Raw genomic sequence first — 14484 nt, 5'->3', positions numbered from 1 at the left:
TAGATTGCAAATGTATAAAAAATTCTGTTTACCACTGAACGTGGTTTCTCTACTTATTTGACATGTTGAATAAATATTAGTAGTATTCGATCACTTCCCACTGGTAAGTACCGCCGACCGCCGCACGGATCTGAATGGTAGAGGAATCCAGCAGCTTTCCCCAGCCATTTCCTCGGTCCACGTTGTATTCGCTGCCACCTGTATTGGGGAAGTTTATCGTGGATTTGTCGATATTTACGGACTCCCTTAGACGAACCTCCACAGTAGCATTGGAGCCGACATTTACTTCTCCGCGCTGCACCTTTTTCACTCCACCCACTGATTGCCACCCTCCCCCGTTCCAAAATTCGAATACACCATTGTTAACGCGTGTAGGCGCCATGACCGTCCCGCGCTGAATAATGTCCCCATTCCAATTTACGCGAAACTTTTCACCGCCATTGTCTACCACGAAACCATTTTTCGTCGTCCATTGACCCGCGCGGAAATCATAAACTCCGTTAACGGAACCATCGTGCGTCTCCATGCCCAGGCCATAATGACCGCGTATTCTTATGTTGTGGCTGGAGTATGTTGCGCTATCCCCACCACCGCTTGCAATAAAATTTGTTCCAAAACTATCAAAATGCAGACCATGTCCAGTACCAAAGCCGACGCTATTGTTCAGCGTTCCGCCTGTATTAACATCCAACGGCGTAACATTCCCGGCATGCCATGCCCTGTGTCCATTGACATATACGCCGTCTCGGTGCGGAGTTTTAAGATTGATCGTATCGGCCGGATCATTTTGAACCTCGATCGTCAATTCCTGATCTTCGCCGGATTTTTGACGAAGCGTGATGCTCGCCGTATCTCCGCTTCCACCGAATGCATCATTTGGAAAATGAAGACCGCCGCCCGGACCCGCAGGAACGACGAGTCTGCCGGTCATCGGTTCACTGCCGTCTTTCGGCAAGCATGCGTTTGCCCTTGATTGAGCGGCGTCGGTCTCCTGTTTTCTTGCGATATCGTCGGCAGCAGCCGGTGCAGCTACTTTGGCCCGCCCGGCGGCGTCCCGTTGAATGATCTTGCTGGCAACCGCTGCCGATGTAGCCCCATGCGCGCCCGAGGTGGATTCTGCATGAGCGTCGACCTTATTTTGAGCTCCGCCAGGGGTTTCTGCGCCGATCTGTGCCGGAGTTACGTCGTGCGGGTTGTCCTTCCTTAATATATGTTCTTCGAACGATTGTCTGGTTGCATCCGTTCCGCCTTGAAGCTCTGTGATCTGCGCCGTCATGTCCGCCTGATTGGCTGCCAGTGCATCGACAACGGACTTCAGATTGCCTGCATATTCCCCTTGAATCGATTGAACATTGCAGGTGAGAGCATGTTGATCAAGGGCAAGATAAGTGACCGTGTAAGTCGCAGATGGGTCTACATTCGACGAAAGCGTTTGGGCATAGCCCCATCCATAATTCACGTCAAAACTTGCTCTGCGCTTCAGCGACCACCCCGCGTTCACACCATCCTTATATACTGCAAACGCTCGATCCGCACGGTACTTTTGCCCCGCTCCCGTTAGCATGTAAGAGTTACCGCCAATGGTCACTACGTTGTGATGCTCCCTGACGATCATCCCATTGCCGACTTCCACTTGATTGAGTTCTTCATGGAAAGTGATTCCGCCTTCGGATATAATTTCCTCGACCGTTGGCGCAGCAAGTTGGTATTGGAGTTTGTATGGGGTCGGGCCGTTAATAAAACCATAGGCGGCCGGCACTATTTCCGCCGTAGCTGAATCGAACCCGGTCCCATTGCGTCGCGCCCACCATTTTTTTCCTGACACATATATTCCGGTTGCTGCTGACATATCTTCTTGATACATGCGCCAACCATTAAAATAAGCCTTAATATCTTCCTCGGAGGGTTTATACGAATCCCCCCATCCGCTATCAGAGTTGGAGATCGAGATAAACAGATGATTACTGCCCGTCGTTAAAGTAAACTCGTCCCCGCCCGAAGGTTTGGTTCCGTCCGGTTTAACTTTTAACAGCTTACCATCATGCTTAACAAGTACTGCGGCATTCGTAACATCCCCCATTATAGGGACTTTGACTTCCTTAAATCCTGCATAGACACCATCTACTAAAGACCAGTCCAGCTTCCCGTCCAATTCCATCGTTCGGAGTCGCGCTTGCTTCCAGTACTTCCCGTCACGTTGATATAAGGTGTCATGGATCGTTCCGTCAGTGTTAGAGGCAAGATTGACGTTCGGAAAGAACAAATGGTCGTCGTTACGGGATTTGAACGGCTTCGCCGTTGAACCCAGGGAAAGCACAGGCTTCATGAACCTATACGTCCCCGCACCAAAAGTATGATTACCAAGCATGACCCGCAAATATCTTACGTTCGACTCGGTTGTAATGGTTTTACTCACTTTTGATGTATAACCTTCATAAGCACTTACAAACTGCATATTTTCATCAAAACTATTCACTCCTATAAAACCATTGGCAGGCAACGACGCTAAAGCTAACGTATACGTTGTATTCGACGCGACGGGTATATCCACATAAATCGCTTGACCGCTCATATCGGCGATTAAACTGGCAGAGAAGGGGTCATCAATGTCCAATTTCGGTGTTCCGCCGTTTCCTGCCGTCACATTCCACTCCGTAAACGGCGGCAGCAAGTTCTCGCCGTACTTGATGACATATGGCGAGTAAACAGACTTCATACCATCAATGTACGGCCATTTGGCGACGATCTCTTCCGACGTCATCCTATCGATGTTCGCGTAGTCTTCCGCGCTTATTTCATAGAGACGGACATTATCAACGTTGGCCGTCTGGTCGGGTGCACCAGACCCAAAAATGCTTAGAAGTTGCTGACCGCTCACGATTGGGGCCAGTTTCACCCATTTTGTCACGAACGATGTTCCAGTATATTCGGCCGTTTTATTGCTGCCAAAGTTCAACACGACCCCGTTTTGAATGTCAGTGTTCGCTACGTCCGCTATCGCGATGTAATATTTTCCCGCTGAGACCGTGTATGCTTTCACAATGCCGGCCGAATGTTGCCCGCTGACTATTTTAAACTGTATGCTGTTCGACCCGGACGCTTTTTTTACGAAATCCAGCGAAAGCATGGCACTGGTATACGGGTTCCACCTAGAGGCATCCTCACAATTTCCGTCCCGCCCCAGTAAATTAATCAACGTTCTCCCTTTCATGCTGACGTTTTCCAACATTCTGGTGTGCTCTACGTTGATGGTCTGCATCCCATAGTTTAACCGAACCGGGATCGAGCCCATGGCCATGAGCTCACTTGCAAAAGCATCTATCTTCTCAAAATTTTCATTAAACTCCGACCTCAACACCTGATCCGAGCCTGTCCAATTATGCAATTTCAGATTCGATGTCTTACCGCTGCTCATTTTAGATTCCCCCAGATTTCCCCTACATAAAAAGAAGCTTCTACCACCGGATAGAATTGACCGCATCCACTGAAGTGGCGTGCTCAATTTCTTTTTCCAGTCGTCTAAACTTCTCGATCAGGTTTGTTTTATGCATTTGTCCATCGAGCCAGAGTCGGGTGAACTGTTCCTTCGTATGCATCAGTACGCCCGCGTCGCGTGTTTTCCACGACGTTTGTGTAAAATTAGGGTGCATATTCATCAATTCTTTAGTGCTTTGAAAATTAAGCTGTGTTTCCGTATCGAAAGAGTAAACATGCTCCTCCCCCAGAGCAAAAGAGGTGAAAGTTCCCTCGATGGCTTCCGTGCAAAGTCTTTTTAGTTCAGCGAGTTTATTCGCTTTCTGCAGGACTAGCAATTCGCCTGCGGGCTTGCCCTCGACCCATCGCTCTTCGGCGAAATCCCATTTAGGTAGATGCAATCCTTCCGGGACGGGAACGGCTATAGTGTAGCCGATTAGCTCCACCGCTTTCTGCGGTTGCTCCTCCGTGCCTCTTGCGGGCAACTCGCGGTAGATAGGAAAAACGCCTGAGATATGGTCGTCTACAAGCGTTACGTCTGTGATAAAACCGTTTAGATCGACTATGAGTGCTTCTTTCATTAATCCGTTGCACCTCCATATTATCTTTCGGAAAGGAACGATATGCCATCGAGTGAAAACCAGCCCGTTCCACCTAATGTATGATACACAGACCCATTAAAGTCAATCGTCAAGCGGCCCAATATAAGTTGACCGTTACCATCCGTAGCAACCGGAATTACCATCGCGCGAGCCGGTCTATACCCGAGAGGGAGCATAAAGATAGAGGCATTCAGTTGGCCGTTCTTTACCAGCCCTCGGATATGAACGATACCGAATTCGTCTTTAAAGTAGCCAGCATCGGTGTATGCCCCGTCACCGTAATTGACCCATCCATTAAGCAGCGTCGGCTTAATCCACTGCGGCTGCACACGCTGAGCACGCGTAATCTCAAGCGCCCCGACTCGCGCTGCCATGTCGGATTGTCCGGCTGCCAGCGTATCGACGGCGGATTTCATATTCGACGGATGCGTAGCTTCGAGCGATGGGATATTGCATGACAGCGTGTATTGATCTAGTGCAAGGTAAGTAACGGTATAGGCTGCTGCAGGGTCGAAGTTAGCAATTGGCGTGTCGACGTAATAATTCCCATTGCCGCCGCCAGCTTTTTGCGTCCAATTACCGTCTATTCTGGAATTCTTGAAAATTACCAAAATTTTGGAATTCCTTTTATTTAAAGCCCCTAAATCACTGTAATTTGGTGAACCTTTGACGTTAATCGCAGCATAACCCAGACCTGTGTTAATTTGCGGGTTAGCCTTCTCACGTACAATCATCCCGGTACCGACTTCAACTTGATTCAGCCCTTCGCGGAGCGTAATTCCGCCCTCGGATGCAACTTCTTCAACGATTGGCGCAGCAAGTTGGTATTGGAGCTTGTAAGGTGTGAATCCCGGTGCTGGAAAGTTCGGCGGCGTTGATGTGCCGCCAGTCAATCCGCCAGCGCCGTAAGGATCACGGTAGCCCCAAGCCTTAGTCCCACTGCCGTTGTACGGCTGAGGATAGTTGCTTGCGTCGTACATCACCCATCCGTAGAAATACGCCTTGATCTCGTCATTCGACAAATTCGTGAATGCATCACCCCATCCGCTGTCTGCGTTAGGGATACGAATCAACAGGTGCCCAGTAGTTTGCAGGTTTGACGTATCGTTATTCGTGTCGATAGACGTATGGATAATTTTCCCATCAAACTTTACGACTGTTTCGGAATTTCCGACTGCTCCAGTATCAAAGTTGAGTATTGCCGCTTCTTTAAACCCAGTCCACGATCCGTTTCGTATCCAGTTTAAGTCACCCTTTAAGTCCATCGACTTAAACCGAGTCTGCTTCCAATACTTACCGTCGCGTTGAAACAGCGTATCATAGACCGTTCCGTCAACGGTGGACGCAAGATTAACGTTCGGGAAGAACAAGTAATCGTCGTTGCATGGCTTGAAGGACTTTGCTTCCGCACCGAGACAGAGCGTCGGATTTGTTAGCGAGCCGATCTTAGACTTATCCTGTGCCTTGACTACATATGAAAGTTCCGTATTGTTGCCAGAGTTGAAAGTAAACGAAGTTTCCGTTGTATAACTGACAATGGCCTCACTCCAATTTACCTTTGAAATTCCGTGATACATATTGTCGAGCGAATCAACCTTAAGCGTATACGCGGTGTTTGGAACACAGCGGAAGTTGTACGCAGCGAAATCGCCGTCACCATTCGCAAAAAATGTTATTTTATATGGATCTGTAGAAGTAGCCTTTGATGCTGCTGTAACTCTCGTCCATTCCGTAAACGGCGGCAGCAAATTCTCCCCATACTTGACGATATACGGCGAGTAAACGCTTTTCATATCGTCAACGTAAGGCCACTTGGCGGAGACTTGATCCAGCGTCATTCTGTCAATCGCCTCGTATTCCGCTCGCGTGATTTCGTAGACGCGATAATTGTCAACATACCCCGTCTGGCCCGCAGCACCACTGCAGTTAAAGATGACGTAATCCTCACGATCATCCTTTTCATAATTTACTTTTACGAACTGCGTCGTCCATTTGGTTGCATCAGTATTCCATGCAGAAAAAAAGTCATTGTTGCCAATCCGAACGCCTGTCTCTGCCGTACCGTTCTTCGTCTCTGCGATGAGGATATAGTATTTCCCCTTCTTGAAGGTGAACCGCTGCGCTATGAAGCAAACCTTTGCTTCCGTTATCGTCATTTTTCCGCTAGATTTCCCTGATACGAACGTGCTAGTATCGCTCGTTAGCGTAGCAGCCCCCTTTAGCCACTGGGCAATGTCGCTCGCCTCGAAACCGCCTGTACGCCCAAGCAAATTAACCAACGTCCGCCCTTGAATGGTTACATTATTCAGCGGACTGCTCTGGTTCACATCAATCACCTGCAAGCCCTGCTTCAACTGCACGGAAGTTGTCTTCACCGCCAAGCTGTCATTCACATACGCATCGATCTTGTCGAAATTCTCGTTAAACTCGGCACGCAGAACTTGGTCGGAGCCGACCCATTTATTCAACCCCAGGCGCTTCGTCTTATCACTGCTCATATGTACCCTCCTGTATCGTCTAAAATAAAAAGTGATGTTCACCGCACCAAACAGCGCCGGTTCCCATCACTTTTACATGTTTCATCTATAGTAGTCTCGTGGCTTCACTCGTATCGATTCTTTCTCATGGTATTACTATATCATGGGAAAGGTGGTTGAAAGGTGGTTGTTTACGCAAACGCCTCTTGAGTTTCGCCCGGCACGCTGCGGTTTTGCACCGGCAGGATTTCCGCCGGCTCGGTGAACATGAAGCAAATCGCCAGCTTCTCCAGCGCGCGGCGATGGATCGCTTTGGTCGAATCGATGCCGTAATTTCGGCGAACCTCGATTTCTTTCAAGGTCCAGCCCTTCATCCATTTATAATGAATAATTTCATATTCGACATCCGACAACGTTTTGAGCGCGCCTTCGATCATTTGCACGAGACGGCTGTACGTTCGATAGTCCGCCGCGTCCTGTTCGCAGCTATGGGTCAGCACGCCGGGCTCCCTCGAACCGTAACTGCCGTTACGGGGAGCAAAATCCAGCTTGGACACGGAGAGCGTATACGAGCTTTCCGACACGTAGTTGTCTACCGCATATTTATACGATTGATAGTTTTTGAGAAGCGTTACGACTTTTTCCCGCTCTGTATTGGTCATGCGTCTCTCCCTTTCTTCAATTAAACGTTTGCGGTCAATGACGCCAAAGTCGCATGGCTGAGTCTGGACAACTGCTTCTCGACGTCAACCCGCCAAGCGGCCTCGCCTTCCCGCCATTCCTCCATATCCTTTTTCCAATCCAGCATGTCTTTCATCTGTTCTTGCAGGTGCCCTACAGCCACCGCATCGGTTTGGGCAGCTTGTTCTGACAATGCAGGCACAGGGATAACAGGGTTGGGCTGGAACGCAAGAGGGGGCAGCACTTCAGCATGGCTCGCAAGGAGCTGCTGCGTCGCTTTTTCTGCCGCGTTTTCCTTCGCTTTTTGCACAAGCTCCTCAAGCGTCTCGGAAGTCCCTGTTACTTTCACGCTTGGCTCCGGACTTTGCCGGGTCTCCGTCTGTTTCAAAAGCTGCTGCAAGCGCAGGATTTCATCTTGCTGCTCTTCCGCTTTGCCGTTGAACTCGGCTTTCAAATGGTCCAGCGCGGAAATCGCCTCATCGCGTTCTTGCTGCAACTGACTCATTTGATCTTGAAGCTGCTTATTTTGCAGCGTCAGTCTGCCCAGTAAATCTTCTTTCTCCAAAGCACTCGTGTTTAATTCTTCCAGCTTCTGCTTAAACTGATAAATAAGCTCAACACCTGACTCCAATTCTTCTTCCTGCGCCGCGTAGGCGGATTGGAGTTCGCTCAACTGATTGTGATGCAGCGACTGCAAAGCGGCTTTCTGCTCCCGCAGAAGCTCGCTTATGATTTTGTTGGCCTGCGTGTTTCCGAAAATATCGTTAAAATCGTACTTCAGCTCAATTTCATCGCTATCCGGCGGGGAAACGATCAGCTCTTTATCGAATTCGCTCGATGTATGTTCTGCAGGGAGAACAGGGGAACGATCCTCTTCGGCTGGAGTGCTCAAAGGCTCGTGCATTTGCGCTTGTAGCTGCTCCTGTTCATTCTCGATCACTAAAAGTTTCAACATATCTGCCTGGTCGTTCATGTTCAATAACGATTTCTCAGCTTCCAAGACCTCGTATCTTTGTTGAAGGTTCTGCATGCTAAACTTCCTTTCCAATAATTTGATTTGTGAGCTACAACACATTGCGGATGACGATCAAATAGCTGCACCTCCTGTAATTCTCGTTTAATGAGATAATCAGCGAACAAAGCCTATTATAATTCTCATTTAATGAGAATACAATGTTTTTTTCTCAATTACTGAGACCGCTATGCTATAGTTATTTCCATAAGGAGATATTCCGGTAGCGAAGTCATTTGAACTTTGAACGCCTAAAGCGCCTCTAGTATACTGAGAAGCGTTCCTGCAAATCACAAGTCCATTTCGATGTGAAAAAACGAAAAAGCTTACATGCCGTCTTCCCCGCAGCGACCTAAGCCATGCACCTTTTAAGTCAACCTCGAAACCTGAGAATTAAGCCAGACGGCAGCCTGAACTATTACTTTTTTGATAAGTGGGAGGATTCCTTTATGTCTACGGTTTCTGAACGACTGCGCTATGCAAGGGAACGAATAAACTTTAAGCAAAAAGACGTGTCCGAACGGACCGGAATTAACAACAAGACCTTAAGCCGCTATGAAAATGGAGGCAGCGAGCCGGACATTAATACCTTGCGTATTTTGGCAGATTTATATGAGGTTTCCCTGGATTGGATCCTTACGGGGAAAGAGCCGGTGACGACGAATAGTTCCAACGAAGTAGATCTAGAGAGCATTTTGGCCCAAAAGAAGGTGATGTTCCGCGGAGTAGAGCTGACAGAGACTGAGAAAAATTTACTAGAATTATCTTTAATTAATGTTATACTTAAAGCAAAAGAACTATATATTACAAAAAAATAACTGGAAAACATCCTGATTGATTTAAAACAGTTGTCGTGCTTCTAAGTTTTAAAACTTATTAAATCGGACCTGTTTTCGGTAAATGATGGAGGTTGATTATATGATCGTGAGTCGTCGCCTGGCAGATGTTTCAATTAACAATTACTCATCGCTGCAATTTCTGAACAGACAGGCCAAATTGAAGATCGAACATCGTCACATCCAAGATCAAGCGTATGCCTTGACTCAACAATTTCATTCCAGCACTCCGTCCGAACTGGCCGGGCATTTGGGTCTTAAGATCGATTTTCAACCGATGCCCGATACTATATACGGGTATTACGTTTCTCTGTATGATACACACTACGCTGTGATCAACAGCAGCCTCTCTGATGAAATAAAAGACTCTACGATCACTTACTCCGTAGCCCACCATTTTTACGATAAAGGTCAGGATGAAGTCTTCCTGAAGGCAAATATCGATAGACGGTACGGGATGAAAGCCGTATTTTCTTCCTCCATCCTGAAATGCTTAATACAAACGAAGTATTAATCGTACACGCCCTCTCTTTCTCGTAGCCCTCGCTCCCCTAAGCTTGAGTTTCCCACTGTCCGACAATAACAAATGGTTGTAGCATAAGCTTGGCAAGTCAAAAGGGGATCGTCTCGTTTGATCCGGGTTAAGGGGAAAATATCTGCCACACATAGCCATAAAAGCAAACGGCTCTCGTTTTCCGAGAGCCGTTCCTTTATTGCGTGGCGAGGAACTCATAATCATACCATCTGCCCGTTTTGTTATCCGAGTAGTTGAATATCGTATTGTTCTTTGTGCGCAGGAGGTAAAATTTGCGGTCGCTCCCCATGTAGACCCCCTTATACAGGCTCGGACGGTCAGGAGAACTCTCTTCCTTGGCCAGCGCATCCAGAGCATCCGCTTTGGAGACGTTGAAGCCGGTATCCAACCAATAATACCCTTGCGTATCCCGGGGCGTAAATTTCCCGTCATTGCTTTTGCCGCTGCGGTAAATAAGAAGCTTTCCATCATCCGTTAACGGATCTTTCAACCCTACGCCGGGCACCACAATGTCCGATTCATTCAGCGCCTCATTTGCCAGACGGACGTTGCCCTTGGCGTCCAGCAGCGCGATCCGTCGGGTGCCGGTCATAATCCGACCATGCGTAGGCATTCCATTTGATACCAGCCAGAAGCTCCCGTCGTCATTTGCAATGATCCGATCCAGAGGTTGCTGCAGCTCCATGATTTCCGATACCTCTTTTCCAAGAATGAGGAACGTACGATATTCATATAATGAACGTCCAATGTTGTAAGCCGTGATTTTTTCAACGGACACCAACGTTATACCGGAAGGCAGCTCAAAACGCGCCCCCTTCAGTTCCCTGATATACGCCATACCCGCTTCTCCCGGACTTACCGTCATCTGCTCCTTAGTCATCAGCCGCAGCCCTTGATAATACAGACCATCATCCTTCGTCTCCAAAGAAGCCGGTTCGCCCGCCATCTTCCCCTGCAGCTCTTCGACGCGCTTTCGCAGCTCCTCCGTTTCCTCTTCGGTCATCCATACCGGCGTCTCTTCCAACGACTTTTTTACTTTCAGGCCGACTCGGCCCGGTTCCGTAACAAGCTCGGGGTACACATACAAGTAATCCGCATCGTCATAGTAAATCTCCCCGAGCACCTGCTGCTGTCCGCCGATGACGTTCAGTCCCTTGGTATCGTCCCAAATCAGCTCCAGCCCCAGCGCATCGTGAGCGTATTTCCAAGTCAATGGCAAATAAGTGACGTCGTTCCATTCGAGCAAAGGATAGGGCTCGCTCCCGTTATCGATATAGCTGTTGCCTATCGTCACCGGGAAATCGGGCATAGTCGCCGTATATGCGCGATTCCGCGGATTGGACCCGGACAAGTCGGGGCGGAACGCCTCCTTTTTCCATCCGATAAAGCCTCCGCTTAATTGCCCTCCCCCCATGCCGAGCTGCAGCCCCTTCTCCTGATCGAAGGACAGAGCGATGGCGAGCGCCCGGGTATATTCCCAGGTGAGCGGCAAATAAGTAATGTCCTTATATACGAAAAAAGGGTATTTCAGCTTCGAATTATCCAGCGTTTGTCCGTTGATGAGCACGGGAAAATCGGGAAGCCGCACTTTCTTGCCTCCGGCAGCCGCTTGGGTCGCCGCGGGGAAACAAAGAAGCAGTAACGAGCAAAGCGCCAACCAAGCCAAAGGCTTTTTCCAGTTCATGGAATCTCCTCCTTTTAACCATTAGACGCAAAGTCGCGCAAATGGTTGCTTAAGCAAGCACGGCCCCCGCCTATATCCGATTTCCACGCAAAAAGGCCAGCATCGCCTCATCTGTCTCCTCCGCGCCCTTCCCGAGCCAAATCAAATGGCCCCACGTATCCAACAGACGAAGCTCCGATTGCGGAAGATGGCGATGCGCGTGAAATGCGTGCTCCAACGGGACGAGACGGTCGTTTTTGCTGTGCAGTACAAGGGCCGGACATCGCACCTGTTCAAGCTCCGACGGGACGATGTCCCCGGTCTGGGACAAATCGATAAAAAAGCCGTCGCCCGACCGCTGCCGATTGTTCATCCGGCGGAACGCTTCCCAATCCCCCTCGCCGGTCTTGGCGACGATTTCGCTCCGGGACAGGGTGCTGAACGAGGGCGCCATCTGCCTGAAAAGGAAACGCGGAAACCGGTCGTTCAAGCGGCCGAGCAGCTTCCATACCGCCTTTTCCGCAGGAGGGCGGAACAGCAGCCGCGATAGGCGGTACTCCTTGTCCTGCGGAGTCAACCAAGCCTTCGTCACCGCGCATTGCAGCGTGAGCGAGCGGATACGGTCCGGGTACAACGAAGCGAAGCGGATGCCGCTCGGGCCCCCGGCCGAGACGGCCAGCAAATGCACTCTGCCAAGCTGCAGCTGGTCCAGCAAGTGATTGTATGCCCGGCAGGCCCGGGTCAAGCTCGACCCGAGCTCTTTGGAGGTGCCGCCGTACCCCGCGCGGGACGGGGTAATCAGGCAGTACCCCTGACGGATCAAGGACTCATAGCCGAACTCCTCGTAACAGTTGGAATGCCCGCCGTGCATCACAAGAATCGGCTCGCCCTCTCCTGCAACGGAGTATTCCAAGGGCAGGTCTTCGAACCGGCAGACGTCCACACGTCGGTTCATTGGCCTTCTCTCGTTCCATCGGCATCCGAAGCCGTCAATCCGTTGACGACAAAACGGATCAGCAGCTCCACTACCCGCTCGTAGACGTCTCCGAGCTCGGCTTTATGCAGCGAGACGAAGACGACCGCCCGAAGCAGCCCGGTCACGACCTCGTGTTCCAGCGGAAGCATGGCCCCTTGGCCCTGCCATTTCTCGAAGAGCTGCTGCGCGGCGCGGGTATCCTCCTCCGCATGCTGCTGCAGCGTTTCCTGCGGCAGCTTCCGGACAAGCTGCTCCCATTCGTCCTGCCGGAATACCCGCTGCAGAAAAGGATTCGCATCGATCGTCTCGAAGCTTGTCCGGAACAGCTCGTGGAGCAGGACTTTAGGCGGAAGCTCCGAGGACAGCATGTCCGCCAGCAACCGGTCTTTGAAGCTTTCCTCCCGCTTGGCGATCTCGAAGTACAATTCCTCCTTGGTGGCAAAAAAGCTGTAGAACGAGCCTTTCGCGATGCCGCAAGCGGCCACGATATCGTCCAGGCTTGTCTTCTTCAAGCCGTACTGGACGAACAGCTCCTTTCCTTTGGACAACAAGCATTCACGGATCGCTTCTTTTTCCTCTTTGCGAAATTTCGGCATCTTATTGTTCCTCCCCGCTTAATTTCAGACAGTCGTATACCGCGCGGCGCACGGCATTCTCCCGCGGATTACGGTCCATGTAGCCGCCGATCCGGTTCAAAACATAGGCGTATCCAATCCCAAGATCGGGATCCGCGAAGCAAAACGAGCCTCCGGCCCCGGGGTGCCCGAACGCATGCAGGCTGCTGCCGAACATGCGTTTAGGGATCGGCTTCCACAGCCCGAGCGAGTAACCGAGGTCGACCCGGTTCACCCGGTCGAACCAGCCGGAGGCAGGCGGCTCCGCAGGCCGGCACAGCTCCTGCATCGTTGTCGGAGCCAGCCCGAGCTTCTCGCCGCCCGTGGCGAATTCGCCGTAAATCCGCGCCATAGCCCGGGCCTCGCCGATTCCGTTGCCTGACGGGAACTCGATCGACAGCATATCCCGGTCGTTGAAGTTCGCATTGGCCACCAGCCGTTTGCGGTCTACCATGCTCCGGGAGGTAAGCGATCTCGGATTTAAAAATCCGGCGAACAGCGCCATCGGGATTTCATGAAGATGAAACAATAAGTCCACGGGACTATCAATTCCCCGCACCTTGGCGAGTCTCGAATCCGGCACCTCGTCCGGCAATCCGATGTAAAATTCCGCTTGCAGCGGCGCGCAGATTTCCTCCTGCAGCAGCCGCCCGAGGCTTCGCCCCCGCGGATCGGTCCGCCTCAGCAGCTCGCCGATAAACCAGCCGATCGTCCACGTATGATAGCCGTGCGCCGAGCCCGGCTCCCATTCCGGCTTCATCTCCGCCAGCCGGCCTGCGACGTTCGCCGTATCCAAATCGGCGTACCGGCGAAGCTCCAGCCCGTCCAGCGCGCACAAGCCGGCCTGGTGGGACAGCAGCTGCCGGATCGTGATCCGCTCCTTCCCGTGCTTCCCGAATTCCGGCCAATACCCCACCACCGGGTCGTCGTAACCGAACCAGCCCCGTGAATGAGCCACAGCCGCGCACAGCGCCGCGAATCCTTTCGTGCTGGAAAACACGGGAACCAGCGTATGCTCCTCCCACGGAACCCGTTGTGCCGGGTCCGCGTATCCGCCCCACAGGTCGACCACCTTCTCGCCTCTCCAATAGACGGCGCAGGCGGCGCCGGTTTCCCCAAGCCGCTCGAAATTGCGGACAAATGCCTCTTTTACACCCTCGAAGCCCCGCTTAACCGTTCCGCCGACGAAGGCGGCTTTCTCTTTTGATTGTATCATGGTGACTTCGCCTCTTATCCAATTTATATGACTAAATAATAGTTTATAGTCATATAAATTGCAATGAAAAAAGCTTCTTACCGAAGCCTATTCGACCAAGAATTTATATCTTTTCTCAAAAAGATGAGTCAGATCGAATGATCCAACTCATTAATCAACTTGTAATTGGCGGATGTTTCTCAGTCAGTATGGTTTCACACCAAAACAAGAACCAAGCGGATTATTTCCTCTTTTCAATATAACCCAACAATGTAATTATAAACATTCCGAACGCGAAGAGAACAGAAAGAGCCTGAAATAAATCCATTTAACAGCCTCCTCCTTTCGAAGAGCTGCTCCACCATCTTACAAGTTGTACTTTAAATTTAGCCCAAAATGGTTAAAAATGGTAGAACATT

At 50.5% G+C, this 14484-nt stretch carries 12 protein-coding genes; 2 read left to right on the top strand and 10 right to left on the bottom strand.

What is annotated here, in order from left to right; translation table 11 throughout:
- Positions 1-76: 76 nt before the first annotated feature.
- From NI000_RS11020 to NI000_RS11000, 5 genes are all read right to left on the bottom strand, one after another.
- On the bottom strand, positions 77-3415 hold the full coding sequence (locus NI000_RS11020) for a hypothetical protein (protein WP_253410405.1): 3339 nt from the start codon (positions 3413-3415) through the stop codon (positions 77-79).
- 40 nt (positions 3416-3455) lie between these two features.
- A complete protein-coding gene (locus NI000_RS11015; protein ID WP_253410403.1) occupies positions 3456-4055 on the bottom strand; it encodes a DUF4376 domain-containing protein in 600 nt (199 codons plus the stop codon).
- 20 nt (positions 4056-4075) lie between these two features.
- The gene (locus NI000_RS11010; protein WP_253410401.1) at positions 4076-6574 is read right to left on the bottom strand and encodes a hypothetical protein; all 2499 of its coding nucleotides are present in this window, start codon (positions 6572-6574) and stop codon (positions 4076-4078) included.
- A 170-nt stretch (positions 6575-6744) separates the two neighbouring features.
- Entirely contained in the window at positions 6745-7215 is a 471-nt protein-coding gene (locus NI000_RS11005; RefSeq protein ID WP_253410400.1) for a hypothetical protein, read from the bottom strand.
- A gap of 20 nt (positions 7216-7235) precedes the next feature.
- On the bottom strand, positions 7236-8189 hold the full coding sequence (locus NI000_RS11000; protein ID WP_253410398.1) for a hypothetical protein: 954 nt from the start codon (positions 8187-8189) through the stop codon (positions 7236-7238).
- Between the two features lie 506 nt (positions 8190-8695).
- Between NI000_RS11000 and NI000_RS10995 the strand changes: the two genes are divergently transcribed.
- Positions 8696-9064 carry a helix-turn-helix domain-containing protein gene (locus NI000_RS10995; protein ID WP_253410396.1) on the top strand — a complete coding sequence of 123 codons (369 nt, stop codon included), beginning with the start codon at positions 8696-8698 and terminating at the stop codon, positions 9062-9064.
- 100 nt (positions 9065-9164) lie between these two features.
- Entirely contained in the window at positions 9165-9596 is a 432-nt protein-coding gene (locus tag NI000_RS10990; protein WP_253410394.1) for a hypothetical protein, read from the top strand.
- Between the two features lie 196 nt (positions 9597-9792).
- On the opposite strand, the gene NI000_RS10985 is transcribed toward NI000_RS10990, so the two are convergent.
- The 5 genes from NI000_RS10985 to NI000_RS10965 form a co-directional block, all read right to left on the bottom strand.
- Entirely contained in the window at positions 9793-11301 is a 1509-nt protein-coding gene (locus NI000_RS10985) for a hypothetical protein (RefSeq protein ID WP_253410393.1), read from the bottom strand.
- Positions 11302-11371: 70 nt separating this feature from the next.
- Complete coding sequence (locus tag NI000_RS10980; protein WP_253410391.1) at positions 11372-12235, bottom strand: alpha/beta fold hydrolase; 864 nt, start codon at positions 12233-12235, stop codon at positions 11372-11374.
- The gene (locus NI000_RS10975) at positions 12232-12852 is read right to left on the bottom strand and encodes a TetR/AcrR family transcriptional regulator (RefSeq protein ID WP_253410389.1); all 621 of its coding nucleotides are present in this window, start codon (positions 12850-12852) and stop codon (positions 12232-12234) included. The genes NI000_RS10980 and NI000_RS10975 overlap by 4 nt, the downstream gene beginning before the upstream one ends.
- Position 12853: 1 nt before the next feature.
- Entirely contained in the window at positions 12854-14086 is a 1233-nt protein-coding gene (locus NI000_RS10970; protein WP_253410387.1) for a serine hydrolase domain-containing protein, read from the bottom strand.
- Between the two features lie 220 nt (positions 14087-14306).
- Positions 14307-14393: a putative holin-like toxin gene (locus tag NI000_RS10965; RefSeq protein WP_220388992.1), complete on the bottom strand. Its 87-nt coding sequence runs from the start codon at positions 14391-14393 to the stop codon at positions 14307-14309.
- Positions 14394-14484 lie beyond the last annotated feature (91 nt).

It is taken from the genome of Paenibacillus tyrphae (genome assembly GCF_024158745.1).
Taxonomy (GTDB): Bacteria; Bacillota; Bacilli; order Paenibacillales; family NBRC-103111; genus Paenibacillus_G; species Paenibacillus_G tyrfis_A.
The sequence above is the reverse complement of the archived record's forward strand: the minus strand, read 5'-3'. Positions and strand labels throughout refer to the sequence as shown.

What these genes read in the sequence shown, in the direction of transcription:
- NI000_RS10970 (WP_253410387.1), bottom strand. Translation starts at nt 14,086, where the DNA reads ATGATACAATCAAAAGAGAAAGCCGCCTTCGTCGGCGGAACGGTTAAG.
- NI000_RS10990 (WP_253410394.1), top strand. Translation starts at nt 9,165, where the DNA reads ATGATCGTGAGTCGTCGCCTGGCAGATGTTTCAATTAACAATTACTCA.
- NI000_RS10965 (WP_220388992.1), bottom strand. Translation starts at nt 14,393, where the DNA reads ATGGATTTATTTCAGGCTCTTTCTGTTCTCTTCGCGTTCGGAATGTTT.
- NI000_RS11005 (WP_253410400.1), bottom strand. Translation starts at nt 7,215, where the DNA reads ATGACCAATACAGAGCGGGAAAAAGTCGTAACGCTTCTCAAAAACTAT.
- NI000_RS11020 (WP_253410405.1), bottom strand. Translation starts at nt 3,415, where the DNA reads ATGAGCAGCGGTAAGACATCGAATCTGAAATTGCATAATTGGACAGGC.
- NI000_RS11010 (WP_253410401.1), bottom strand. Translation starts at nt 6,574, where the DNA reads ATGAGCAGTGATAAGACGAAGCGCCTGGGGTTGAATAAATGGGTCGGC.
- NI000_RS10995 (WP_253410396.1), top strand. Translation starts at nt 8,696, where the DNA reads ATGTCTACGGTTTCTGAACGACTGCGCTATGCAAGGGAACGAATAAAC.
- NI000_RS10980 (WP_253410391.1), bottom strand. Translation starts at nt 12,235, where the DNA reads ATGAACCGACGTGTGGACGTCTGCCGGTTCGAAGACCTGCCCTTGGAA.
- NI000_RS10985 (WP_253410393.1), bottom strand. Translation starts at nt 11,301, where the DNA reads ATGAACTGGAAAAAGCCTTTGGCTTGGTTGGCGCTTTGCTCGTTACTG.
- NI000_RS11000 (WP_253410398.1), bottom strand. Translation starts at nt 8,189, where the DNA reads ATGTTGAAACTTTTAGTGATCGAGAATGAACAGGAGCAGCTACAAGCG.
- NI000_RS10975 (WP_253410389.1), bottom strand. Translation starts at nt 12,852, where the DNA reads ATGCCGAAATTTCGCAAAGAGGAAAAAGAAGCGATCCGTGAATGCTTG.
- NI000_RS11015 (WP_253410403.1), bottom strand. Translation starts at nt 4,055, where the DNA reads ATGAAAGAAGCACTCATAGTCGATCTAAACGGTTTTATCACAGACGTA.